Annotated in this window: 20 protein-coding genes and 2 pseudogenes; 10 read left to right on the top strand and 12 right to left on the bottom strand. The window is 69.5% G+C overall.

Annotated elements, in window-relative coordinates; genetic code table 11:
• Nucleotides 1-208: 208 nt before the first annotated feature.
• Both FK529_RS02570 and FK529_RS02565 read right to left on the bottom strand, forming a co-directional pair.
• Nucleotides 209-1789, bottom strand: coding sequence for an ABC transporter permease (locus FK529_RS02570; RefSeq protein WP_146559262.1), 1581 nt, complete (start codon nt 1787-1789; stop codon nt 209-211).
• Entirely contained in the window at nt 1786-2682 is an 897-nt protein-coding gene (locus FK529_RS02565; protein WP_146559260.1) for an ABC transporter ATP-binding protein, read from the bottom strand. The genes FK529_RS02570 and FK529_RS02565 overlap by 4 nt, the downstream gene beginning before the upstream one ends.
• 65 nt (nt 2683-2747) lie before the next feature.
• On the opposite strand from FK529_RS02565, the gene FK529_RS02560 reads away from it, so the two are divergent.
• Nucleotides 2748-3209: a GbsR/MarR family transcriptional regulator gene (locus FK529_RS02560; protein WP_146559258.1), complete on the top strand. Its 462-nt coding sequence runs from the start codon at nt 2748-2750 to the stop codon at nt 3207-3209.
• A gap of 31 nt (nt 3210-3240) precedes the next feature.
• Nucleotides 3241-4113, top strand: a complete 873-nt coding sequence (locus FK529_RS02555) for an aldo/keto reductase family oxidoreductase (protein WP_146559256.1) — start codon at nt 3241-3243, stop codon at nt 4111-4113.
• A 10-nt stretch (nt 4114-4123) separates the two neighbouring features.
• Here FK529_RS02555 and FK529_RS02550 read toward each other — a convergent pair whose 3' ends face one another.
• Nucleotides 4124-4903, bottom strand: coding sequence for an ABC transporter permease (locus tag FK529_RS02550; protein ID WP_231702884.1), 780 nt, complete (start codon nt 4901-4903; stop codon nt 4124-4126).
• Between the two features lie 218 nt (nt 4904-5121).
• Here FK529_RS02550 and gltB point away from each other — a divergent pair, with 218 nt between their 5' ends.
• Complete coding sequence (gene gltB, locus FK529_RS02545) at nt 5122-9729, top strand: glutamate synthase large subunit (protein ID WP_146559252.1); 4608 nt, start codon at nt 5122-5124, stop codon at nt 9727-9729.
• Entirely contained in the window at nt 9722-11188 is a 1467-nt protein-coding gene (locus FK529_RS02540) for a glutamate synthase subunit beta (protein ID WP_146559250.1), read from the top strand. The genes gltB and FK529_RS02540 overlap by 8 nt, the downstream gene beginning before the upstream one ends.
• 61 nt (nt 11189-11249) lie before the next feature.
• Here FK529_RS02540 and FK529_RS02535 read toward each other — a convergent pair whose 3' ends face one another.
• Entirely contained in the window at nt 11250-11774 is a 525-nt protein-coding gene (locus FK529_RS02535) for a DUF937 domain-containing protein (RefSeq protein WP_146559247.1), read from the bottom strand.
• 301 nt (nt 11775-12075) lie between these two features.
• Nucleotides 12076-12933, bottom strand: coding sequence for an alpha/beta fold hydrolase (locus FK529_RS02530; RefSeq protein WP_158635027.1), 858 nt, complete (start codon nt 12931-12933; stop codon nt 12076-12078).
• A gap of 20 nt (nt 12934-12953) precedes the next feature.
• Here FK529_RS02530 and FK529_RS02525 point away from each other — a divergent pair, with 20 nt between their 5' ends.
• A complete protein-coding gene (locus FK529_RS02525) occupies nt 12954-13184 on the top strand; it encodes an RNA-binding S4 domain-containing protein (protein ID WP_438947163.1) in 231 nt (76 codons plus the stop codon).
• A gap of 23 nt (nt 13185-13207) precedes the next feature.
• Here FK529_RS02525 and rraA read toward each other — a convergent pair whose 3' ends face one another.
• Nucleotides 13208-13699, bottom strand: a complete 492-nt coding sequence (gene rraA / locus FK529_RS02520) for a ribonuclease E activity regulator RraA (protein ID WP_146559241.1) — start codon at nt 13697-13699, stop codon at nt 13208-13210.
• A gap of 146 nt (nt 13700-13845) precedes the next feature.
• Here rraA and FK529_RS02515 point away from each other — a divergent pair, with 146 nt between their 5' ends.
• The gene (locus FK529_RS02515) at nt 13846-15396 is read left to right on the top strand and encodes a succinic semialdehyde dehydrogenase (RefSeq protein WP_146559239.1); all 1551 of its coding nucleotides are present in this window, start codon (nt 13846-13848) and stop codon (nt 15394-15396) included.
• 32 nt (nt 15397-15428) lie between these two features.
• Here the strand turns inward: FK529_RS02515 and FK529_RS02510 are convergent, their stop codons facing one another.
• Entirely contained in the window at nt 15429-16355 is a 927-nt protein-coding gene (locus FK529_RS02510) for an SGNH/GDSL hydrolase family protein (RefSeq protein ID WP_158635026.1), read from the bottom strand.
• 85 nt (nt 16356-16440) lie between these two features.
• On the opposite strand from FK529_RS02510, the gene FK529_RS02505 reads away from it, so the two are divergent.
• Nucleotides 16441-16932 carry a hypothetical protein gene (locus FK529_RS02505; protein WP_146559235.1) on the top strand — a complete coding sequence of 164 codons (492 nt, stop codon included), beginning with the start codon at nt 16441-16443 and terminating at the stop codon, nt 16930-16932.
• Between the two features lie 196 nt (nt 16933-17128).
• Nucleotides 17129-17584 carry a M15 family metallopeptidase gene (locus FK529_RS02500; protein WP_231702883.1) on the top strand — a complete coding sequence of 152 codons (456 nt, stop codon included), beginning with the start codon at nt 17129-17131 and terminating at the stop codon, nt 17582-17584.
• 15 nt (nt 17585-17599) lie between these two features.
• Here FK529_RS02500 and FK529_RS02495 read toward each other — a convergent pair whose 3' ends face one another.
• The 3 genes and pseudogenes from FK529_RS02495 to FK529_RS02485 all read right to left on the bottom strand — a co-directional run.
• Complete coding sequence (locus tag FK529_RS02495; protein ID WP_166436357.1) at nt 17600-18256, bottom strand: DUF6198 family protein; 657 nt, start codon at nt 18254-18256, stop codon at nt 17600-17602.
• Nucleotides 18257-18387: 131 nt separating this feature from the next.
• Nucleotides 18388-19899 carry a UbiD family decarboxylase gene (locus FK529_RS02490; protein WP_205124348.1) on the bottom strand — a complete coding sequence of 504 codons (1512 nt, stop codon included), beginning with the start codon at nt 19897-19899 and terminating at the stop codon, nt 18388-18390.
• Nucleotides 19896-20495 (bottom strand): annotated as a pseudogene (locus FK529_RS02485) (UbiX family flavin prenyltransferase); the annotation flags it as partial. The gene FK529_RS02490 and the pseudogene FK529_RS02485, both read right to left, overlap by 4 nt.
• An 84-nt stretch (nt 20496-20579) precedes the next feature.
• Between FK529_RS02485 and FK529_RS02480 the strand changes: the two are divergent.
• Both FK529_RS02480 and FK529_RS02475 read left to right on the top strand, forming a co-directional pair.
• Nucleotides 20580-21008, top strand: a complete 429-nt coding sequence (locus tag FK529_RS02480; protein WP_158635025.1) for a MarR family winged helix-turn-helix transcriptional regulator — start codon at nt 20580-20582, stop codon at nt 21006-21008.
• 361 nt (nt 21009-21369) lie between these two features.
• Nucleotides 21370-22854: a CocE/NonD family hydrolase gene (locus tag FK529_RS02475; RefSeq protein WP_146559226.1), complete on the top strand. Its 1485-nt coding sequence runs from the start codon at nt 21370-21372 to the stop codon at nt 22852-22854.
• A 15-nt stretch (nt 22855-22869) separates the two neighbouring features.
• Here FK529_RS02475 and FK529_RS02470 read toward each other — a convergent pair whose 3' ends face one another.
• Nucleotides 22870-23217, bottom strand: coding sequence for a DUF6474 family protein (locus tag FK529_RS02470; RefSeq protein WP_193559652.1), 348 nt, complete (start codon nt 23215-23217; stop codon nt 22870-22872).
• Nucleotides 23218-23309: 92 nt separating this feature from the next.
• A pseudogene (locus tag FK529_RS20745) lies at nt 23310-23426 on the bottom strand (hypothetical protein); the annotation flags it as partial.
• Nucleotides 23427-24174 lie beyond the last annotated feature (748 nt).

The raw sequence follows: 24174 nt of genomic DNA, 5'->3' as shown, positions 1-24174 counted from the left end.
GTATCGCAGAGCTCCGATGCGGTGCCGCGCACCGCAGGGTTCGCGGAAGGCTTGTGGCGCGACGTCCATACAGAAAATGAATAACCGCTGGTCGGCGCGGCCAGGGGGGCGCTGAGCCGCGGCTATTCACTTTCTGTATGGCTGCGCGGACGAGCTATCGCACTGCGCGGGCCGAGATCGCGCCGGCCCGCCGCGACCGCCCGGCGGCCTACGCCGCCAGGTCCCGGCGGGACTCGGAGAAGGCGGCCGCGATCAACCCCGCGGCGGCGATCACGACCAGCGTGATCGTGGTGCCGGTGAGCACGGCGGCGCCGGGCTGCGTGGCGACGTGCTTGAACGGCGAGACCTTCGCGACCCAGTCGGGGAGCTTGAGCACGTCGGCGATCATCGTGGTCACGCACAGCGCGAGCACGATCCAGCCGACCGACGACCAGCGGGCCGAGATCGCGCCGGCGAGGGCGGCGATCGCGGTGATCACCCATACCGCGGGGAGCGCCGCCAGCGCCGGGACGATCAGCTCGCGGCCCGCCGTGAGCGAGACGCCCACGCCCAGCGCGAGGCTGACCACGGTCGTCGCGACGACGGCCGCGACCAGATGCGATGCGTACCAGCGCAACCGCGCCACCGGTGCCGAGAGGAGATACTCCGCGCGGCCCGAAACCTCCTCGGAGCAGGCCGTGTTGACGATCGAGATGCCCAGCGCCGCGATCGCCATGCCCATGATGGAGAACTCGGCGCCGAAGAAGACGTCCAGCAGGCTGGAGCCGGATCCGCCGAGCCGCTCGAGTATCTCGCGGGTCCCGGCATTACCGGCGAGCGAGTCGATCGCGCTGCCCATGCCGCCGAAGGCGAGACCCACGGCCAGCATGCCGACGCTCCACCCGATGATCTGGCCCCGGTGCAGCCGCCAGGTGAGCGCCTCCACCGAGCGGAGCAGTGCGCTGCCGCGCGCCCGGCCCCGCCCGACGGGGATGAGGCCCGCTCCGAGGTCGCGCTGGGCGGCGAGCCGGAGGGCTGCAGCGGCCAGGACCACCGAGGCCGCGAGCAGCAGCAGGATCGGCCAGGGCCGATCGTCGGCGAACGGGCGGATCTGCTGCGCCCAGCCGAGCGGCGAGAGCCAGGACTCCCATCCGGGCTCGGCGGGAGGCGTCCCATCGGTGCGGATGACCGAGATGTCGCCGACGGCCCGGAGGAGGTACGCGCCGCCCAGGCCCACCGCGAACAGGCCGCGCGCCGCGCGCGCTCCCTCGGTGAGCTGGGCGCAGAGCAGCGCGAAGGCGGCGAAGAAGATCCCCGCGAAGGCCCAGAGTGCACCGAACAGGATGCTGCCCTGCGCATCCGCGCCCATGCCGATGAGTGTCAGCGCGCTCAGCCCCCCGATCGCCAGGCTCAGCGCGGTGGTCTCGACGAGGGCGGCGAGCGGGGGAGCGGTGCGGTCGATCGCGGACGCGCCCAGCATCTCCCGGCGGCCGGACTCCTCGTCGGCGCGCGTGTGACGGATCACGAGCAGGCCCGTGAGCAGGCCCAGCGCTGCCGCCATCATGACGACCATCTTGATCATGCCCACCGCCCCGGTGCTCGCCGAGTACACCGGGCCGAACATCGCGACGAGGGAAGGGTTCTCGCTCGCGGCCCGCGCGGCGGAGTCGAGGGCGGCCTGGTCGGCGTAGTTGGTCTTCGCCGTCGAGTAGGCCGACGCGGCCATCGCCACGTAGAGCAACAGCCACACCACCAGCTGGATGCGGTCGCGCCGCACCACCAGCCGCAGCGCGGCGCCCAGGCCGGTCATCGCACGGCTCCGGCGGTGTCGTAGTGCCGCAGGAAGAGCTCCTCCAGCGTGGGCGGGCGGCTGGTCAGCGACGTGGGGCCGGCCGCCGCGAGCTCGCCGAGCAGCCGGCCGAGATCGGCGGATTCCACGCTGAACGAGACCCGGTCGCCGTCGGCCTCGAGATCGTGCACGCCCGCGGTGTTCGTGAGGTCGACGGGGCGCGCGAGCGTCGCCTCGACGCGCGTGCGCGAGAGGTGGCGCAGGGAGGCCAGCGAACCGGTCTCGACCGACGCACCGTCCTTGATGATGGTGACGGTGTCCGCCACCCGATCGACCTCGGACAGGATGTGGCTGGAGAGCAGGATCGACGTGCCGGCGGCCTTCGCCTCGGCGAGACAGTCGGTGAAGACCTCTTCCATGAGGGGGTCGAGTCCCGAGGTGGGCTCGTCGAGGATCATCAGCTCGGCGGGGGCGGCGAACGCGGCGACGAGCGCGACCTTCTGCCGGTTGCCCTTGCTGTACGTCCGCGCCTTCTTCGCGGGGTCGAGGGCGAAGCGCTCGATCAGCTCGGCGCGCCGGGCCTCGTCGAGCCCGCCGCGCAGTCGGCCCATGAGGTCGATGATCTCGCCGCCGGAGAGGTTGGGCCACAGCGTCACATCGCCCGGCACGTAGGCGAGCCGCCGGTGCAGTTCGGGGGCCTGCGACCAGGGATCGCCACCCAGTAGCTCGACGGTGCCGGAGGTCTTCTTCAGCAGACCGAGCAGAATCCGGAGGGTGGTGGACTTGCCCGCCCCGTTGGGCCCGAGGAAGGCGTGGACCTCGCCCGGCGTGACGTGGAGGTCGAGCCCGTTGAGTGCGCGTGCGCTGCCGAAGGTCTTGGTCAGGCCCTCGACGCGGATGACGTCAGTTGTCATGGCGCTGAGGCTACGCCCACTTCACACATTTGTGAAGTGTCTGAATCTTGGCTATCGTGACCTGCATGGATGCGCCGAACTTCGTCGAGAACATGGCCGCCGCGTTCGTGGATGCGGGCATGCAGCGCATGGCGTCCCGCGTCTTCGCGGCGGTGCTCAGTTCCCCGGAGGCCGCACTCACGCCGTCGCAGATCGCTGCGCAGCTGCAGGTTTCCGCGGGCGCAGTATCGGGCGCGGTGAGCTATCTGGAGCAGACGGGCATGATCCGCCGCACGCACGTCCCCGGGTCCAGGCACAGCCTGATCACCCTCGGGGACGACATCTGGTACGAGGCCTTCGCCGCCCGAAACCCGATCCTGGAACGGTGGCGCGACCTGGCGGACGAAGGAATCGAAGAGCTTCCGGCCGACAGCCCAGCCGCGGAACGGCTGTCGGTGATGCGGGACTTCTTCGAGTTCATGATCACCGAGCTTCCCGAGATGATGGAACGCTGGCGTCAGGTCCGCGAGGCCAAGCACGGGCACTGACACCGGGCGACGGCGGTGCGATGATGGGTGCATGACTGCACCCACCCTGCCCGGCGGCACCTTCGACCTCGGCGGCGAGCTCACCGTGACCCGATTCGGTTACGGCGCCATGCAACTCGCAGGTCCGCACGTCTTCGGCCCGCCCGCCGACCGCGAGGCCGCGATCGAGGTGCTGCACGACGTGATCGACCTCGGCATCACGCACATCGACACCAGCGACTACTACGGCCCCTTCGTCACCAACGAGATCATCCGCGAGGCGCTGCATCCCTATCCGGATTCGCTGCACATCGTGACCAAGGTGGGCGCGCGGCGCGATGCCACCGGTGGCTGGCCGCCGGCGCTGGCGCCCGACGACCTGCGTCGCGCCGTCGACGAGAACCTCGAGCGCCTCGGCCTGGAGGCGATCGACGTGGTGAACCTGCGCGTCGGCGACTTCGACAGCCCCAGTGCCGGCTCGATCGCCGAGCCCTTCACGGTGCTCGCGGAGCTGCAGCAGCAGGGTCTGATCCGGCACCTGGGCGTCAGCACCGTGTCGGCCGAGCAGGTCGCCGAGGCCCAGTCGATCGCGCCGGTGGCGTGCGTGCAGAACTTCTACAACATCGCCCACCGCGTGGATGACGAGTTGGTGGATTCGCTCGCGGCGCAGGGCATCGCGTACGTCCCCTACTTCCCACTGGGCGGCTTCAGCCCGCTGCAGTCGGACGTGCTGAGCGCCGTCGCGGCCCGCCTCGGCGCGACCCCGATGGCGGTCGCCCTCGCGTGGCTGCTGCAGCGCTCGCCGAACATCCTGCTCATCCCGGGCACCTCGTCGGTGGTGCACCTGCGCGAGAACGTCGCCGGTGCGGCACTAGAACTGCCCGCCGACGCCGTCGCGGAGCTGGACGCCATCGGCGCTCGCTGACCACACGATTTCAGTAGTTCGGCGCCCCGGCGTCGTACCGGCCGTCCGCCGCCAGCCAGGTCACTGCGACGACGGCGATCGGCGTCACGCACAGGATCGCGACCAGCACGTACAGCTGCATGACCGCCGCGGCCAGGGGAGAGGCGCCGCCCAGCACCATCCCCACGAACGCGCCGGGGATCGTCACCAGCCCGACGGTCCGCGTCTGGTCCAGCGCGGGGATCAGGGCGGTCGAGGATGCGGCGCGCGCCAGCTCCAGCCGCACGAACCGTGGATTCAGGCCCAGCGCGAGACCGGCCTCCAACTCGCCGCGGCGGGCGGTCAACTCCTCGAGGGCGCGCCTCCCGGCGAGTCCCGCCCCGGCCATCGCCGCGCCGATCGCGCTGCCCGCCACGGGAATCACGGCGATTCCGCGTGCCGGCAATACCCCGGTCGTGATGAGTGCGACGGTCAGGAGGGCCGCCGGCCCGGCGACCGCTCCGGTCGTCGCCGCCAGCTCCGACCATCGAGGCCGTCGGCCGACGATGCGCCGCGCCGCCGTCCACCCCGCGGTGACGCCCATGAGCAGCACGAACGCCGCTGTCAACCACAGGCTCCGCACGATCATCGTGAGTGCCATCCCGAGCAGCGCGAGCTGGACCGTCGCGCGGGCCGTCGAACCGAGGATCGCGGGGCCGTATCCGGTGCGTCCGAGCCACGCGACGGCCGCGCCCGTCAGGGCGAGGGCGACGAGCGCGACGGCGAGTCCCGGTCCCACCGTGAGCAGCTCGCCCGGATCACTTCCGGTCACGTCGTGGAAACCTAGCCGAAACGAGCGGCCCGCGGGGCTTCGCAGGTGCATCAGCGCTGGTCCAGGCCAGTAAGGTTGACCTTCCATTTGGTGATCCGGGGCGCGGAAACTACAGTTTTCCGTACAGCCAACGATGCCTGAGGTGATCTGCAGTCTTCGATCGCCGAACCTTGAAGAACCCGTTCCGCCGTGAGGCGCTGCGTAGAGGCAGGTATTCGATGAGCCGATTCGTCCCCCCGGGCCCCCAGGGCCTGTACCACCCCGCGAACGAGCACGACGCGTGTGGCGTCGCCTTCGTGGTGGACATGCACGGACGCAAGTCCCGGGACATCGTCGACAAGGCCATCACCGCCCTCGTCAACCTCGAGCACCGCGGCGCCGCGGGTGCCGAGCCCAACACCGGTGACGGCGCGGGCATCCTCATCCAGATCCCGGACCGCTTCTTCCGTGAGGTCGTGGACTTCGAGCTGCCCCACCAGGGCGCCTACGCGACGGGCATCGCCTTCCTTCCGCAGGCCGCCGCTGAGGCGACCCGGGCCGCCGAGGGCGTCGAGCGCGTCGTCGCCGAGGAGGGCCTCACGGTCCTCGGCTGGCGCGACCAGCCCACCGACGACGGCTCGCTGGGCGCGCTGGCCCGCGACGCCATGCCCACCATGCGCCAGGTCTTCATCGCCGGCACGGATTCCGACGGTGCCCCCCTCTCGGGCCTGGACCTCGAGCGCCGCTGCTTCGTGATCCGCAAGCGCGTCGAGCGCGAGCTCGGGACCGACGGTGCCGGCGCGGGCTCGCAGGGCAAGGAGTCGGTGTACTTCCCGTCGCTGTCCGGCCAGACCTTCGTCTACAAGGGCATGCTGACCACCCCGCAGCTGCGCGGCTTCTTCGTGGACCTGCAGGACGAGCGCGTCGAGTCGGCCCTCGGCCTGGTGCACTCGCGCTTCTCCACCAACACCTTCCCGAGCTGGCCCCTCGCGCACCCCTACCGGCGCGTGGCCCACAACGGCGAGATCAACACCGTCAACGGCAACGAGAACTGGATGCGCGCCCGCGAGGCGCTGCTGGACGTCTCGACGTTCGGTGACGACGCCGTCGACAAGATCTTCCCGATCTGCACCGAGGGCGGCTCCGACACCGCGCGCTTCGACGAGGTGCTCGAGCTGCTGCACCTCGGGGGCCGCAGCCTGCCGCACGCCGTGCTCATGATGATCCCCGAGGCGTGGGAGCGGCACCAGGACATGGACCCGGCCCGCCGGGCGTTCTACGAGTACCACTCCTCGCTCATGGAGCCGTGGGACGGGCCGGCCTCGGTCTGCTTCACCGACGGCACCGTCATCGGCGCCGTGCTCGACCGCAACGGCCTGCGGCCGTCGCGCATCTGGGTCACCAAGGACGGCCTCGTCGTGCTCGGTTCCGAGGTGGGCGTGCTCGACATCGACCACGCCGACGTGGTCTACAAGACCCGCCTGCAGCCGGGCCGCATGTTCCTCGTGGACACGGCGCAGGGCCGCATCGTCTCCGACGAGGAGATCAAGGGCGAGCTCGCCGCCGCCGAGCCGTACCAGGAGTGGCTCGACGAGGGCCTGCTCCGGTTGAAGGACCTGCCGGACCGACCGCACACGGTGATGGCCCACGACCGGGTGACCCAGCGGCAGCAGATGTTCGGCTACACCACGGAAGAGCTGGAACTCCTGCTCACCCCGATGGCGAAGACCGGCGCCGAGGCGATCGGCTCCATGGGTACCGACACCCCCGTGGCCGTGCTCTCGCTGCGCCCCCGCCTGCTGTTCGACTACTTCCAGCAGCTCTTCGCACAGGTCACCAACCCGCCGCTGGACGCCATCCGCGAGGAGATCGTGACCGCGCTCGGGGGCACGATCGGCAGCGAATCCGACCTGCTCAACCCGACGGCGACCAGCTGCCGCCAGATCCACCTCGACCAGCCGATCCTCAACAACGACGAGCTGCAGAAGCTGGTCAAGGTCAACGACGACGGCACCCTGCCCGAGTTCCGGTCCGTGGTGATCCCGGGCCTGTACCACGTGGACGAGGGCGGCCAGGGCCTGCGCGACGCGCTCGACACCGTGCGCACCCAGGTGTCCGAGGCCATCGATGGCGGCGCGCGCCTGATCGTCCTGTCGGACCGCAACTCCGACCGCCTGCTGGCGCCGATCCCGTCGCTGCTGCTGACCTCCGCCGTGCACCATCACCTGGTGCGCGAGCGCAGCCGTACCAAGGTCGGCCTCATCGTGGAGTCGGGCGACGCGCGCGAGGTGCACCACATGGCGGCCCTCATCGGCTTCGGCGCCGCGGCGGTCAACCCGTACATGGCCTTCGCGACCATCGAGGACATGCACATCCGGGGCGAGCTCAACGGCATCCCGCTGGAGAAGCTCAACGCCAACTACGTCAAGGCGGCCGGCAAGGGTGTCCTGAAGGTGATGTCCAAGATGGGCATCTCCACGCTGGCCTCGTACACCGGTGCCCAGCTGTTCCAGGTGATCGGCCTCTCGCAGGAGGTCGTCGACGAGTTCTTCGCCGGCCTGCAGAGCCAGCTCGGCGGCATCGGGCTCGACGAGATCGCCGCCGACGTGGCCGCGCGGCACAAGCGCGCCATGAACGACCGCCCCGAGGAGCTGGCGCACCGCGAGCTCGAGGTCGGCGGCGAGTACCAGTGGCGCCGCGAGGGCGAGTACCACCTGTTCAACCCGGACACCGTCTTCAAGCTCCAGCACGCCACCCGCACCGGGCAGTACAAGGTGTTCAAGGAGTACACGAAGCTGGTCGACGATCAGAGCGAGCGGCTCGCCTCGCTGCGCGGCCTGTTCCGGTTCCAGAGCGATCGTCCGTCGATCCCCCTCGACGAGGTGGAGCCCGCCAGCGAGATCGTCAAGCGGTTCTCGACCGGCGCGATGAGCTACGGCTCGATCTCGGCCGAGGCGCACGAGACGCTGGCCATCGCCATGAACCGCCTCGGCGGTCGCTCGAACTCCGGTGAGGGCGGCGAGGATCCGCGGCGCTTCACGCCCGACGAGAACGGCGACTTCCGCCGCTCGGCGATCAAGCAGGTCGCCTCGGGCCGGTTCGGCGTGACCTCGCACTACCTGAGCAACTGCACCGACATCCAGATCAAGATGGCGCAGGGCGCGAAGCCCGGCGAGGGCGGGCAGCTGCCGCCGCACAAGGTGTACCCGTGGGTCGCCGAGGTCCGCGGCTCGACGCCCGGCGTCGGCCTGATCTCGCCGCCGCCGCACCACGACATCTACTCCATCGAGGACCTGGCGCAGCTGATCCACGACCTGAAGAACGCGAACCCGCAGGCGCGGATTCACGTGAAACTCGTCTCGGAGATCGGCGTGGGCACGGTCGCCGCCGGCGTCTCCAAGGCGCACGCCGACGTGGTGCTCATCTCGGGCCACGACGGCGGCACCGGCGCCACCCCGCTGACCTCGGTCAAGCATGCGGGTGCGCCCTGGGAGATCGGTCTCGCCGAGACCCAGCAGACGCTGCTGCTCAACGGCCTCCGCGACCGCATCGTGGTGCAGGTCGACGGCCAGCTCAAGACGGGGCGCGACGTGATCATCGCCGCGCTGCTCGGCGGCGAGGAGTTCGGCTTCGCGACCGCCCCGCTGGTGGTCTCCGGCTGCATCATGATGCGCGTGTGCCACCTGGACACGTGCCCCGTGGGCGTGGCCACCCAGAACCCGGTGCTACGGCGCCGGTTCACCGGCAAGCCCGAGTTCGTGGAGAACTTCTTCCTCTACATCGCCGAGGAGGTGCGCGAGCTGCTCGCGGAGCTGGGCTTCCGCACCCTGCAGGAGGCCGTCGGCCAGTCGCAGGTCCTCGACACCACGGCGGCGCAGGCGCACTGGGGCGACGCCAAGGCCGGCAAGCTGGACCTCGCGCCGATCCTGGCGCAGGTCGAGTCGCCGTTCATGAAGCAGGACCTGTTCTGCAGCCAGCCGCAGGACCACGGCCTCGAGAAGGCCCTGGACCAGCAGCTGATCCTGCAGGCGCGGGTCGCCGTGGACACCGGCGCGCCGGTCACCCTTTCGACCCCGATCTCCAACGTCAACCGCACCGTGGGCACGATGCTGGGCCACGAGGTGACCAAGGTGCACGGCGCCGACGGCCTCCCCGAGGACACCATCGACATCACCTTCAAGGGCAGCGCGGGCAACAGCTTCGGCGCCTTCGTGCCGAAGGGCATCACGCTGCGCCTCGAGGGCGACGCCAACGACTTCGTGGGCAAGGGCCTCTCGGGCGGCAAGATCGTCGTCCGCCCGGCGCGCAACGCCCCCGAGGAGTTCGTCGCCGCGGACAACATCATCGCGGGCAACGTGATCCTCTTCGGCGCCACCGCCGGCGAGGTCTACCTCAACGGCAAGGCGGGCGAGCGGTTCGCGGTGCGCAACTCGGGCGCCGTCGCGGTGGTCGAGGGCGTGGGCGACCACGGCTGCGAGTACATGACCGGCGGTCGCGTGGTGGTCCTGGGCGACACGGGCCGCAACTTCGGCGCCGGCATGTCCGGCGGCGTGGCCTACGTCTACAACGTCGACGGGCAGTTCGAGCGCGACCTCAACACCGAGCTGGTGGAGCTGGAGTCGCTCGACGAGGCCGATATCGACTTCGTCCACGGCGCCGTGACCGACCACTACCGGTACACCGATTCCGCCGTCGCGGAACGGATCCTGGCCAACTGGCCGCGGGAGCGCCAGCTCTTCGCCAAGGTGATGCCGCGCGACTACAAGCGCGTGCTCACCGCCATCAAGCGCGCCGAACTCGACGGCCGCAACATCGACGACGCAGTGATGGAGGCCGCTCGTGGCTGATCCGCAAGGCTTTCTGAAGAACAACTCGCGCGAGACCCCGGTGCGCCGGCCCGTCCCGCTGCGGCTCCTGGACTGGAACGAGGTCTACAAGCCCTTCGACGGGACCACCCTGCGGAAGCAGGCCTCCCGGTGCATGGACTGCGGTATCCCGTTCTGCCACAACGGCTGCCCGCTCGGAAACCTGATCCCCGAGTGGAACACGCTGGCCTACAAGGACCGCTGGCACGACGGCATCGAGCGGCTGCACGCGACGAACAACTTCCCGGAGTTCACCGGGCGGCTGTGCCCCGCGCCCTGCGAGGCCTCGTGCGTGCTCGGCATCAACCAGGACCCCGTCACCATCAAGCAGGTCGAGGTCGAGCTCATCGATAAGGCCTTCGACGAGGGCTGGGTCTCGCCGCAGCATCCGACCAAGCTGACGGGCAAGAAGATCGCGGTCGTCGGGTCGGGCCCCGCGGGGCTGGCCGCCGCGCAGCAGCTCACCCGCGGCGGGCACACGGTGACCGTCTTCGAGCGCGCCGACCGCATCGGAGGCCTGCTCCGCTACGGCATCCCCGAGTTCAAGATGGAGAAGCGGCACATCGACCGCCGCCTCGCCCAGATGAACGCCGAGGGCACCGTCTTCAAGACCGGCGTCAACGTGGGCGTCGACGTGACCGTCGAGCAGCTCCGCGAGGACTTCGACGCGGTCGTGCTCGCCAACGGCGCCACCGTGTGGCGCGACCTGCCGATCCCCGGCCGGGAGCTCGATGGCATCCACCAGGCGATGGAGTTCCTGCCCTGGGCCAACCGTGCCGCGGTCGGCGACGACGTCGTCGACGAGAACGGTGTGCCGCCGCTGCACGCCAAGGACAAGAAGGTCGTCATCATCGGCGGCGGCGACACCGGCGCCGACTGCCTGGGCACCTCGCTGCGCCAGGGTGCCACGAGCGTGCATCAGTTCGAGATCATGCCGATGCCGCCGCGCGAGCGCGCCGAGTCCACGCCGTGGCCGACCTACCCGCTCATGTACCGCATCAGCTCCGCACACGAGGAGGGCGGCGAGCGCGTCTTCTCCGTGAGCACCGAGGAGTTCGTCGGCGAGGACGGCAAGGTCACCGGCCTCAAGGCCTACGAGGTCACGATGGAGGGCGGCCGGTTCGAGAAGGTCGAGGGCACCGATTTCACCCTCGAGGCCGACCTCGTGCTGCTGGCGATGGGCTTCGTCGGCCCGCAGCGCGACGACCTGCTCGACAAGCTGGGCGTCGAGTACAGCGAGCGCGGCAACGTCGCCCGCGGCGACGACTTCCAGTCGACGGTGCCGGGCGTCTTCGTCGCCGGCGACGCCGGCCGGGGCCAGTCGCTCATCGTGTGGGCGATCGCGGAGGGCCGCAGCGCCGCGGCCGCCGTCGACCGCTTCCTGATGGGCGACACCGCGCTGCCCGCGCCGATCGTCCCCACCACCGCGCCGCAGCGGTAACGCATCGTCGAACCACGAAGGCCGGCTCCCGCACGGGAGCCGGCCTTCGGTCGTTCAGGGGTTACTTGCCCTTGAGCAGGCCGCCCAGGATGTTGCCGAGCACGTTGCCCGCGGCGTTGCCGCCGGCCTGCTGGTTGGCGCCACCGAGCATGTTGCCCAGGATGCTGCCGAGCACGTCGCCGCCGCCCTGCTGCGGGGCCGGGGCCTGCTCCTGCTGCGGGGCCGCCGCGCCGCCTCCGCCGGCCAGCTTCTTCATGACGAAGCTGATGACGATGGGCGCCAGGATCGGGAGCAGCTGCTTGACCAGGCCGTCGGTGACGCCGGAGGACAGGGGAGCGGCGGCCGCGGCGGCCACGTCGTCGGTCTTCTCACCGAAGAGGCTGGCCACGATCTCCTGGCCGTCGCCGTTGTCGGCGGCGTCGATGAGCTGGGCCTGCGGCTCGGTGGTGTCCTGCGCCTGCAGGCCGGCGAGCAGCGTCGGCACCGTCTGGTTGACGGCCTCCGAGGCGGTCTCCTCCGAGACGCCGAGCTGGGCGGCGATGTCGGCGAGCGGGATGGACTTGATCAGGTCGTCGAGATCGGACACGGTTCTCCTTGGCGGATGGGTGCGGACGCGAAATGCTGCACGAACACCCACAGCGTAGCCGCGGCGCGCGCGGGCGCTCGGCGGAACCCGGATGTGAGGAGCGACACGCTTCGAGTCGCAGCGCTGGACCCTGCCGCGCGGGGGGAATACAGTATTCGTAAGCAACCGTTCCGCATCCAGATAGCACCGGAGACCGTCGTGAAGCTGCACCGTCGCACCACCCTGCTGGGTTCGAAAGCGATCTCCCGGTTGCGGAGCCGCCGACTCGCACGCACGCTCGCCGAGGATGGCGAACGTCTCGTCACCGCCTCGGACCTGCGGGTTCTTCGGGCCGGCTAGTCGCATCCAGGATCAGCGCCGCCGTCTGGGCGGGCTGATCGACCATGGCCTGGTGCCCACTCGGCGCGATCACCGCGAACCGCGCGTGCAGCACGTCGGCCAGTTCGCGTTGCTGCTCCAGCCAGTGGCTCGCCCACGGGGTGCGTCGCCCGGTGAACGCCGCGGCCACCGTCCAGGGAACCGCCGGGAGGGGGGCGCGCTCCCGGAGATCCGCGACGTCGTGCGCGAGCACCGGGTAGCGGCCGTTCTCGAGGAACGCCGCCCGGAAGTAGGCCTCGGAGGAGAGGATCTCCGCGTACTCGGGCGGCGGCGCACTCGCCCCCAGCATCCGATGCGCGACCGGGCCGAACAGATTCATCCGCACCGCGGCGGCCGCGTCGGCGGACCGCAGGAGCAGGGTGTCGCGCAGGTCGCCCGGCAGCACCCAGCGGGGAGTGATCTCGACGCTGCCGTCGAGGAGGACCGATCCCGCGGTGCGGTCCGGGTATTCGCGGGCGAACGCCTCGACGTAGAAGCTGGCCATCGAATGCCCCACCATCACGGCCGTGTCGATGTCCAGAGCATCCAGCAATTCGCGCAGCCGGGTGACCTCGGACTCCAGGGTGGGGACGGCGTCGTCGGGCCAGGGATCGGAGAGGCCGTAACCGGGCCGGTCCAGGCGCACGACGGTGCGGCTCGCGGTCAGGAGCTCGGTGACGGCGTCCCAGTCGAACCAGTTCCCGGCCAGGCCGGAGTTGAGCACGACCGGTGGGCCGCTCGCCGAGGCGTGCGGTTCGTCGACCACGACGTGGGTGCGGGTACCCGCCAGCTCGAGCAGCACAACGGTGAGGATAGTCGGGCATGATGGTGCGCGTGAGCGAGGCGATCGACGTGACCATCTCCGACGATGTGATCCGGCTGGGACAGTTCCTCAAGCTGGCGGGGCTCATCGACTCCGGGGCCGAGGCCAAGGCCGTGATCGCCGAGGGCGAAGTCACTGTGAACGGCGAGGTCGACGTCCGTCGGGGCCGGCAGCTCGCGGCCGGGGACGTGGTGGAGGTCTTCGGGCAGTCCGCTCGCGTCGCGCGCTGACGGTCAGTGACTCCGCAGCGGCGTCATCGGAGCACGATGCCGTCGTCGTCGCTGAAGAGTAGGTCGCCGGGGGTGAACGTCACGCCGCCGAAGGTGAGCGGCACATCGCGCTGCCCCTCGGCGGTCTTGGTGGACTTGCGCGGGTTGGTGCCCAGGGCTTTGACGCCGATGTCGAGGGTGCCGATGACGGCGGCGTCGCGGACCGCGCCGTAGGCCACGATCCCCGCCCAGCCGTTGCTGCGGCCCAGCTCGGCGATGAGATCGCCGACCAGCGCCGTGTGGAGCGAGGGGACGCCGTTCTCGTCGGAGCCGTCGATGACCAGCACGCGGCCCTCACCCGGCTCGCCCAGAATCGACTTGAGGAGCGCGTTGTCCTGGAAGCACTTGACCGTGACGACCTCGCCGGCGAACTGCTTGCGGCCGCCGAACTGACGGAACTGCGTATCGCAACTGCGCACGTCGGGGCCGATCTCGTCGACCAGGTCCGCGGTGGGGGTGAACTGCACGTCGCTCATGGTCGTCAGGGTATCGCCTCGTGAATCCGGCTGATTGCCGGGTCACGAGGCCAGATCCGGCCTCGTCGCTCAGGAAACGGCCGCTCTCACGAGGGCCATCCACGATCGCTATTGAGTCACCATCAACAAGTAGGTATTCTGGCGTCATGCCAGCACCTACCCAGGCCACGTTCGACCGTCTTCGCGCCCTCGCGGCGATCGACCACCCCGAGCAGCGCGAGTCGCGCGACGTCCTCGAGGCGTTCTCCGGCGAGAAGGTCACGACGATCCCCGTCGGAACCGTGGACGACGTGGAGAAGGCCTTCGAGCGGGCGCGCCTGGCGCAGAAGCAGTGGGCGGCCCGCAGTGCCAAGGATCGCGCCGCGGTTCTGCTGAAGTTCGCGGACCTGGTGAGCGACCACCGCGCCGAGCTCATGGACATGGTGCAGCTGGAGACCGGCAAGGCCCGTCAGTACGCCCAGGAGGAGGCGCTGGACGTCGCGATGACGGCCCGCTGGTACGGGAAGAACGCGCCCAAGATCCTGGCCGAGAAGAGCACCGACGGCATGCTGCCGGTGTTCACCAAGACCCGCGTGCGCTACCAGCCCAAGGGCGTGGTCGGCGTGATCGCGCCGTGGAACTACCCGATCACCTTGGCGGTCTCCGACGGTGTCGCCGCGCTGGCCGCCGGCAACGCCGTCGTGCTCAAGCCCGACTCGCAGACCCCGTACTGCGCCCTCGCGGCCGTCGAGCTGCTCTACTGCGCCGGCCTGCCGCGCGACCTGTTCGCCGTGGTCCCCGGCCCGGGCGGCGTCGTGGGCACCGCGATCGTCGAGCGCGCCGACTACCTCATGTTCACCGGCTCCTCCGCCACCGGCGCGACCCTCGCCGAGCAGTGCGGCAAGCGCCTGATCGGCTTCTCGGCCGAGCTGGGCGGCAAGAACCCGATGGTGGTCACCAAGGACGCCGACATCGCGCACACGGCCGACGGTGCCGCCCGCGCCGCGTTCTCGAACTCGGGTCAGCTCTGCATCTCGATCGAGCGGATCTACGTCGAGCGGGAGATCGCCGACGAGTTCGCGCGCGCCTTCGCCGAGCGCACCGCCGCGCTCGCACTGGGCGCCGGCTACGACTTCCAGAATGAGATGGGCTCGCTCGCGTCGAAGTCGCAGATCGACACCGTGGCCGCGCACGTCGACGACGCCGTCGCCAAGGGCGCGACGGTGCTTGCCGGCGGCAAGGCGCGTCCCGACCTCGGCCCGTTCTTCTACGAGCCGACCGTGCTCAAGGACGTGCCGGAGGAGGCCGTCTGCTTCAAGTCGGAGACTTTCGGCCCGCTGGTCTCGATCTACCCCGTGGACTCCGTCGACGAGGCCGTCGAGAAGGCCAACGACACCGAGTACGGCCTCAACGCCAGCGTTTTCGCGGGTACGACGAAGCAGGCCCAGGAGATCGCCGAGCGGATCAACGCCGGCACCGTGAACATCAACGAGGGCTACGCCGCCGCGTGGGGCTCCACCGCCGCGCCGATGGGCGGCATGGGCATCTCGGGCGTCGGCCGCCGCCACGGCACCGAGGGCCTGCTCAAGTACTGCGAGTCGAAGACCATTGCGCAGCAGCGGATCATCGGCATCGGCGGCATCAAGGGCGTGCCGCGCAACGTCTTCCTCAACGTCGTCCCGTCGGCGATCAGGGCGCTCAAGCTGATCGGCCGGTAGTCCTGCCCGCCGACGAGGCGACGCGGGAGCGGTTACAGGCGCGGGCCTGACGCCCGCACCGCGGCGGTGACGGCGGTGGCGACCGCCTCGCCCTCCTCGGGGAAGGGATGCAGGGAGGCGGCGCGGGGCACCTCGTTGACGCCGTTGATCCACGGGCGCGCGCTGCACAGCTCGTGGCCCTTCGACGGTGCCTCCATATCGACGTACTCGGCGCGGGCGTTCACCGCGGCGCGCTGGACGGCGTCGTTGAGCCGCTCGGTGAGGATGCTGCGCATCCACGGGATCGAGGCGGAGCGGAAGGGGGCGATCGCGGCGCAGGTGCTGTCGCCGGCGAAGATGGCGGGGTAGCCCACCAGGAGGACCCGGGCGTGCGGCGAGCGCTCGCGGACGGCACGGATGATGCGTTCGTTCGATGCTGTGATCTGGGCGAGGTGGGAGGCGACGGCACCGTCGGAGAGGCGGGCCGGGCGGGTGCGTTCATCGGAAGTGCAGCGGATGGCGGCCGATCGCGGAGCCACCGCGCAGGATTCGAGAATGCTCGAATACAGGTCGCTGTCGTTCCCGCCGAGGGAGACGGTGACGAGCTTCGTGGCGGGGGTGATCCCGTCGAGCTGCGGCGCGGCGTCGTAGTAACCGGTCTTCGCGGAGCCCGCGTGCTGACGTGCGAAGGCGTCCCTCGTCTGGGCGCCGCCGCAGGTGTTGTCCCGCAGTGCGTCCGGGGCGAGTCCCAGCGACGCGGCGACCAGCTTCGGGTAGTTGTGCGTGGACCGGCCGCACGCGCGCTCCTGCTGCGAGGCACCGACGGTGGCGTCGGCGGGGAGGGAGGAGTAGGAATCGCCGAGCGCGACGTACGTGGGAGCGGCGGGTGCCGCGTGCGCCGGGGCGCCGCCGACCGCGGCCGTCGTGGCGAGGACCGCCGCGCCGAGCAGGGACACAGACGGGCGGGTGCGCATCGACATGCCGCCACTGTATTGCGCGGGGTCGCGCCCCGCAGCCCGACGAAAACCGGTTGCGGCGGCCCGGCGTACGACGCACCCTGGAGGCATGCAGGTCACGTTCGTCAAGCGCCGGAACGGGTACGACGTGCGGATCGCGCGTGCGAAAGGCCCGGAGCTGGCGCCCCGGGGCGGACCGGGCGGTCGGCCGCCGGTGCCGCACGACGCGGCGCACCTCATCGTCGAGGCCGAGGCGGGTCTGCGCGGCGGGGTGTTCGGGCGGATCGCCGACGCGAACGGCCTCGACGGGCTGTTCTGGCCCGCCGACCCGGCGGAGCGCCGCAAGGCGTCCCGCCGCAAGCGGCAGCCGACGGCCGCGCAGTCCGCGGACATGGCGCGCTCGGAGTACCTCGCGTCGCTGACCGCGGCGCTGTGGGAGGTGGAGCGCGGTCACCGTGCGCCGGATCCCAGCTGGCCGGGTTCGCTCGACGACGTCGACGTCGAACCCGCGCTGCGCGAGCGCATCTTCGCCCGGTACGACGATTTCGCCCCGCGCTGGGCCGCCCTTCCCGATGGCGGTGAGCTCACCGTGACATGGTGAGAGGCCACCGCGCGCCGATCGGGGCACGACTGGGACGGAACCGCGGACCGTCGGCGACGGGACCGGGACGTGCGCGCCCCATCGTGAGCGTATGGCTCATGTACTCACGAAATCGTTTGCCGCGCTGGCGGTATTGGTTGCGGTCGCGGCGGTGATCGCGGCGTGTTCGGAGACGGTCCCGGGGATACCGAGAGGGGTGGAGACGCGCACCGTCGGGCAATTGGGGGAGGCGGACGGGGTGGTGCTCGACCGGGTGGAGGTCGACGCGGACGTGCCGGCGGTGACCAAGCTCGATCCGAAGCTGCGCACGGCGATCCGGTCGGCCGCACGCGCGGCCGCCCGGGAGGGCGTTGCGCTGCACCTCACTTCGGGGTGGCGGTCGGAGCGGTATCAGCAGTTTCTCTACGACGATGCCGTGCGGCGGGACGGGGTGGAGGAGGCGGCGCGGGTGGTCGCGACCCCGTTGACCTCCGAGCACGTGACGGGCGACGCGGTGGACGTGGGGCCGGCGGCGGCCGCGTATTGGATGGACCGCCACGGGGAGCGGTTCGGGTTGTGCCGCACGTACGCGAACGAGGTGTGGCACTACGAGCTGCGGGCGGGGCGGGTGTGCCCGGAGATGGTGTCCGACGCCTCTGCGCGGCAGCGATGAATGGGGCGGTTCAGTTCACGTGTCACGCTCGATGTGGTGGCCGACGATCCGTTGTACGAGCGGGGTGTGGATCCTGTCGGTGAAGAACTGGATCAACGGACCGTTGAAGAATGCGGTCATGACCGTCCCGACACCGACCGGACCGTGGGCGAGGATCGCGAGAGCGACCACGAGGATGTCCTGCGGCACCCGCACTCGTTGGTAGGACAAGCCCGTCCTATCGACGATCATCGGAGCAAGGGCGTCGTACGGGGCCGTGCCCACGCCGGCGCTCATGTAGGCGCTGGCACCGAAGCCGATGACGCTGATGCCGACCAGGAAGAAGGCAGTCATCCTCAGCGGGGTCTGACCAGCCGACGCCAGTGGGCCGAGAATTCCGGCGAAGACGTCGATGAAGTAGCCGACGAGGATCATGTTGATCACCGTCCCGGGCCCGATGTACTTGCGACCCCAGATGACCATGGGGATGAACAGCACCAGGTTGCTCAGCATCTGGTACTCGCCGAGTGACCACCCGAGGAGGCTGCTGATGCCCATGTTCAGCGCGGTGTACGGATCGAGCCCTACGTCGCCGACTCGGAGTACCGCGGAGCCGAGACCGATGAGAACGACTCCCACGAATGCGTAGCCGGTGCGGATGACTGAGCTCTTCGAGGGGGCTCTCCGTAGCACGATCTCTCCCAAGCTTCTGTGTGGTCGGCGCAGGTGATACTCCACCTGCGGTCGGGTGGTCGCCGCCGTGTCTCACCTCGCGGGATGACGCGCGTCACCGTCCGATGAGAAGGCAACCGTGCTGGCCCAATTCAGGGGCGAAAGCCGTAGTCGGCCCAGCGGGAGCGCACCTGGTTCTGGAGGGAGATCGGGTAGGACGTGGTGAACTGTGCAGGTATCCCCCGGGTGCGGCCGTGAGAGATCTGCTCCGGCTGGAGCAGGCTCATGACCGACTTGCCGCCGCGGCCGGCAGCGATGTCGGCGTCCGATAGGTACGGGACGAGCGGAATCCCTGGTGCATCGTCGAAGACGTACTCGGTTCCGGGGCGGTATCGCGTCGCGAGCGCCCATAGGAGAGCGTTCGCGTCGGTGACATCGATGTCCGCCCCGACGAGAAGCACCTTGGGAACGAGCCAACCGACATGGGATTCGAACAGGACGTCGGCGACGCGGTGCGCGAGCTCGGACTCGCTCAGATGCATTCCCGCGAGGCGTTCGATATCGAACGAGACCGCGAGCCAACATGTTGCGGCCTCGTACGTGCACCAGGCAAAGCTGACTGGAAGCCCGTGACCGCGCAGCAGCTCGGTCGCCACTGCGGAGATCATCGTGCCCCAGATCGTGTGGTTCTCCTCGGGCGGCATCCCGGCGACGCAGAACGGGAGGATGGGCTGCGTCCGATGACTGATGGACTCGACATGGAAGACCGGCTTGGGTGAGCTGTCGTCGAACTGGTAACCGTGGTACTCGCCCATGGGGCCTTCGGCGTCGGTCAGGTGTGGATCGATCACGCCCTCGACCACGATCTCGGAGTTCGCCGGCACCGGGATCCCGCGACCCGGCGTGCGCACGACGTCGACCGGTACTCCGGCGAGGGCGCCGACGTATCCGTCTTCACTGACTCCTTCGGCGAGCGGCATCCCGGCCGCAGCGATCGCGGCGGGTGGAGCGCCCAGGACGAATGCCCACGGGGTGGCCTCCCCCATCGCGGACCACTGCTGATGGATCATCCCCAGATGCTGCGCAGGCATCGCGGGCCCCACCAGCGACCGGTGGTCGCGCACCATCAGGCGGCTGATCGACCAGCTCGTCCACGTCCCGTCCGGGGATCGGACGACGTGCATGCCATAGGTACCGAAATATCGGCCGCCGTCCTGCATGTGCAACAACGGACTGCCGAAATCCCGGAGGTCGACCGCGGCCCCCTCGGACGTGTTCTCGAGTACTGGGCCGCTCCGCACTTCGCGTGGCGGTATCGGGGCAGTGCCCATCGCATGAATGAGGTGATCGACGATCTCGCGCGGCCGGGACTCTCGTGGTAATCCGAAATGGCGTGCGATACGCCCGTACCCGTTCCCGAGCCGGCTCATGCCTGCGGGCGCGCCCAGAAGACGGTGACCGGGCGCGGCGCCGATGACCTGGTTGAAAAGCGGCGCAGGTCCATGAGTCTCGTAGACCCTGCGGGTGATCGCCGCGGCCTCCAGATCGGAGTCCACAGGAACGTCGATGCCGACCGCATCACCCTCTGCCAGTAGTTCATCCACGAAATCACGGAAGTTCAGTGCGGGCCCGTGTTGGACACCGTCATTCATCACAGGTTTCACAGCGCGCTCCTTCGCGACGAGGCGGAAGCCAGACCGGCCCACCGTTCGGCAAAAGGACTCTCCACCCCGAGTTGATCGAGGATGCGCGAGACGAGATGGTCGACGATGTCGTGGATCTCGCGTGGATTGTTGTAGAAGGCAGGCATCGGCGGGAAGATGGTGGCCCCGCTCCTGCTGAGTGCGAGCATGTTGTCGAGGTGGATGGACGACAGGGGAGTTTCACGAACTGCCAGGATCAGGGGCCGGCGTTCCTTGAGGGTCACGTCAGCGGCCCTGCCGATGAGCGTGTCTCCGAACCCCATTCGGATTCCCGCCAACGTCTTGACGCTGCACGGGACGATCACCATTGCATCGGTGTGGAAAGAGCCACTCGAGATGTCTGCGCCTTGATCGTCGGGGTGGTAACTGACGGTTGCAAGCTTCTGCACCTCTGCCACGGTGCGACTCGTCTCCTGAGCGATCGTGGCGCGCCCCCACCGACTGACGATCAGGTGAGTGTCGATTCCCAAGTCCCGCAATACCTCAAGGAAACGCACGCCGATCGGGGCTCCGGTGGCTCCGGTCATCCCGACGACGATCCTCACTGTGCCTCCTCGGTCTTCGCGCCTACTCGAGCGGGTTCATCCCAAGAGTAGTTGGTGTACAAACTATCGTCAACCCGTCGATGGGACAATGGCCAGGTGACTGCTGAAGACGTACTCGACGGCGCCGGTCCTCTCGCGAGGCGGCTGTATCAGCGGCACACCCGCCTGTGGAGAGAGAACGTGGGCGACGTGCTGACCCCACCGCAGTACACGGTCCTGGCACTCCTCGACGGGGCGGGTCCCACCGATCACGCCACCCTCGCGGATTGGGCGGCTCTCGATAAGGCGACTCTCACCACGATGCGAAATCGCTTGTTGGAGAGGGAGCTTGTCGAGGTCGCGGGTGATCACGACGATGGTCGGCGTCGGCTCCTCTCGATCACTCCACACGGACGCGAGGTCCTGCGTGACGCCACCCCCGGCGCGCACGCCGCCGGTCGTCAGTTGCTCGCGCCGTTGTCGCCCGGGGATCGAGATACGTTGGTCGAACTCCTCAGGCTCGCTGCCGCCGATGCCACTGGATGACGTGGGCCGGATCCCGGTCGGGGCTGCTCTCGAAGCCCGCACCGCGAGCAGGTGTTTCTGCGAAGTCTCGACGGAGGCGCTACGCTACGAATCGTGAGGATCTCGCGCACACCTTGCGCGGCTTCATCTTCCAAGGCGACGACCCAATTTGAGTCATACGACCGCACGGACCGGCTTTCACCGCCCTCCGTTCGGCCGATGTTCACGTTTTCGGTTCCCCAAAGTTCTCGTGGACGTTCTGACTCGACTCCGGAAGTCGCCGGGGACGAGAAGAATTCTTCACGGTGGGTTCACTGTGGCCCGCCTATCGCCGGGGCATTCACCCGGGCGTGACAACTCACACCAGAGAGGGAAGTCTGATATGAACGCTCTAGTCCAGCTCCAGAACGCCGCTAAGGCGATCCGTATACCGCTGTCCGACGGCATCACATTGAGCGCGGACCATTTCCCGGCCAAGGAAGGGCAGCCCGCGCCCGTCGTGGTGATGTTCACGCCGTATCTGAAGAGCAATCTGAGCCCCGAAATGCTGCCCGTCGAAGCGTTGAACAAGCGCGGCATCGACGCGGTCGTGGTTGACATTCGCGGCACCGGCGACTCGGACGGCGTCTTTCCGGGGCCGCTGTCCCCGGCGGAAGTGTCCGACGGCGCTGAAGTCGTCGAATGGATCGCGGAACAGCCCTGGTGCACGGGACGGGTCGGGCTGGGTGGTGGCTCGTATCCCGGTGGAATTCAGTTCCTGATCGCAGCTCGCCAGCCCAAGGGGCTGCGCTGCATCGCGCCGGCCGTCGCACCCATCGACTTCTTCCGTGATTGGACCCACCGCGGGGGCATTCCCACGCATTCGAACTGGGGAGCGCTGACCTTCTTGCAGACGCCCCAACCGGAGCGTTCCGTCGCTGCGGCGCTGACCTTCTACTACGGCACCGCCCAGGGGCTGCACGTGGACGGGCCGGCGTTTCGGGAGCGCTCGCCGATCACGTACTTCGACCAGATCGAGGTACCGATCCTGTTCATCGGCGGCCTCTACGACTACTACTCACGCGGCACGCTCCGCGGTTTCGACGCCGCACGCGGCCCTAAGCGGCTCGTTCTCGGGCCCTGGGGCCACCACTATCCCGAAGATCCCACCGAGGTCGTCGACTGGTTCCGCTTCTGGCTCCTGGACGAGGGCGCGGACCCCGCCGCGGAGGACAACGTGGTGTTCTGGCGGATCGGTGCGGACGCCTGGTACCGGACCACGGGACGTGACATCCCGGCGTCGCCCACGGTCCTCTCGGCGGAAGGCCTCACGGTGCCCGTCCGGGCCTCCGACACCGGGTGGCCCGTCGACGTGACGCCGTCGCCGGTCCCGGTCTCCATGGACACGGCGACGGCGTCGGGTACACATCTCTGGGGCGAGGATCTCGTTGTTCCCCTCGGCCACGTCGACGGTGACGTCCAGGGCGCGCCGGTCCTGCGGGTCGTCCTCACCGCGCAGGGCTGCGACGACGCCGACCTCAATGCGCGACTGAGCGTGTCCCACGCCGGCGGGGAGGTCGAGCAGCTCACCGAAGGGCGTCTGCGCCTATCCCACAGGGCCATCGATCCAGAGAACTGCCGTACCTACGCCGACGGCTCCTACGAGTCGGTGCAGCTGACGCACGTGGATCCTGAGCCGCTCCCGTCCGAGGCGACCGAGGTGCTCATCGAGATGCTTCCGACGAGTGTTCGGCTGGCCGAGGGATCCACCTTCCGGCTCGGTCTGTCCGCCCGACGGCTCGACGGCGTGAGCCGCGACGCCGCCCTGACCATTGAACGGCTCGAGCTTCTGCTTCCCGTCCTCGAGGAGGCCGAGCCGCACGCCTAGACACCCAGCTCGGAGCTACGAGCTCACGCCGAGGCGGTTGAGGAGGTCCGCATCGATGCCGTCCAGCTCGCGGGCGATCGCCTGGTGCGCCGGGCGCCGGCGCGCGGGCGGCATCGATTCGGACGCGGTGATCGCGGTGGCGAGGTCGTCGAGGCGCTGGGCGACCGCGGTGGTGAAGGACTTGGTCTCCGCATCCGGATGCGTCGCCGCGAGCTGATCCAGCGATCGGCGGGCCGTGGCGACGCGGGCCGAGAGCCCGCCGCCGTACCCGGCGAACGCCGCGACCTCGTCGACGGGCACGCCGAGGCGCGAGGCCTTCGCGGCGTCGAGCTGGTTCCGGCCGGCCTGCGCCGCCCGGTACACGATCGGGACGACGACGGGCGCGAGCAGGCGCCGTGCCTACCCCGGAGCGAGACGGTGTCCGCGTCGATGCGGGCGATCACCGACGACGTGGCGGCGTCGAGACCCGCGTTGCGTGCCCACACCAGGCCCTGCCGGGTCTCGCGGAGCAGCGCAAGCCAGCCAAAGCCAAGCCCGGGCGGCGGTGGAACACCGACCAGGACACTGCCCATTCCGACGGCGGCGCAGTGGGGCAGGTGGTGTCGGTGCCCGGCCGGTTCGTCGGCGGCGCCGTTGACCGCTTCGGCAACACCATCGCCGGCAATGCCGCACTCATCGGCGTCGGCGGCGACCCCGTCCGCGCCTGGACGGGGCTGCTGTCGAACGTCACCAGCCCCGCCGCAGGTGCCGGTCGCGCCGTAGCCTCAGCGACACCCGAACAAATCCTGGCCGACCCCATCGCCGCCGCCGGCTCAGCAGCCACCCACGCACCCGCAGCCGTGCCCTTCGTCGGCTGGGCTTACGGACTGGTGGAATGGGCGACCAAACCCGGCGAACTCGCCCGCGAAGGCGCGAAAGAAACACTCACCTCCGCCCTCGACACGCTCACCCTGAAAAACCTCGAAGCCAGCCAGACGGTCGCCAACACCGGCGAAGTGCAAGTCACCACCCCCGATGTGGACATCCACGCCGACAACGGCGGATACGTCACCTTCACCCTCCCCGACCTCGAAGGCGGAGAACCCAAAGCCTGGTACATCCTCGCCACCCCCGACAGCCCCGGCAACTTCACCACCAACGTCGCAACCGGCCCAGGTGAGGAACTCATCGAACGCGCCGACGGCTCCGTCGTCCTGATCAACACCGGCACCGGACAGGTCGTGCGAACGGTCAAAGCCCCGTGGGCGAAAGACGCCCTCGGACGCGACCAACCCACCTGGTACTCCATCGAGCGTGTCGACGATTCCACGTCGACGATCA

It is taken from the genome of Tsukamurella asaccharolytica, from assembly GCF_007858435.1.
Lineage (GTDB): Bacteria > Actinomycetota > Actinomycetes > Mycobacteriales > Mycobacteriaceae > Tsukamurella > Tsukamurella asaccharolytica.
Note: the sequence above shows the minus strand (reverse complement) of the source record. Positions and strands in the feature narration are given on the sequence as shown.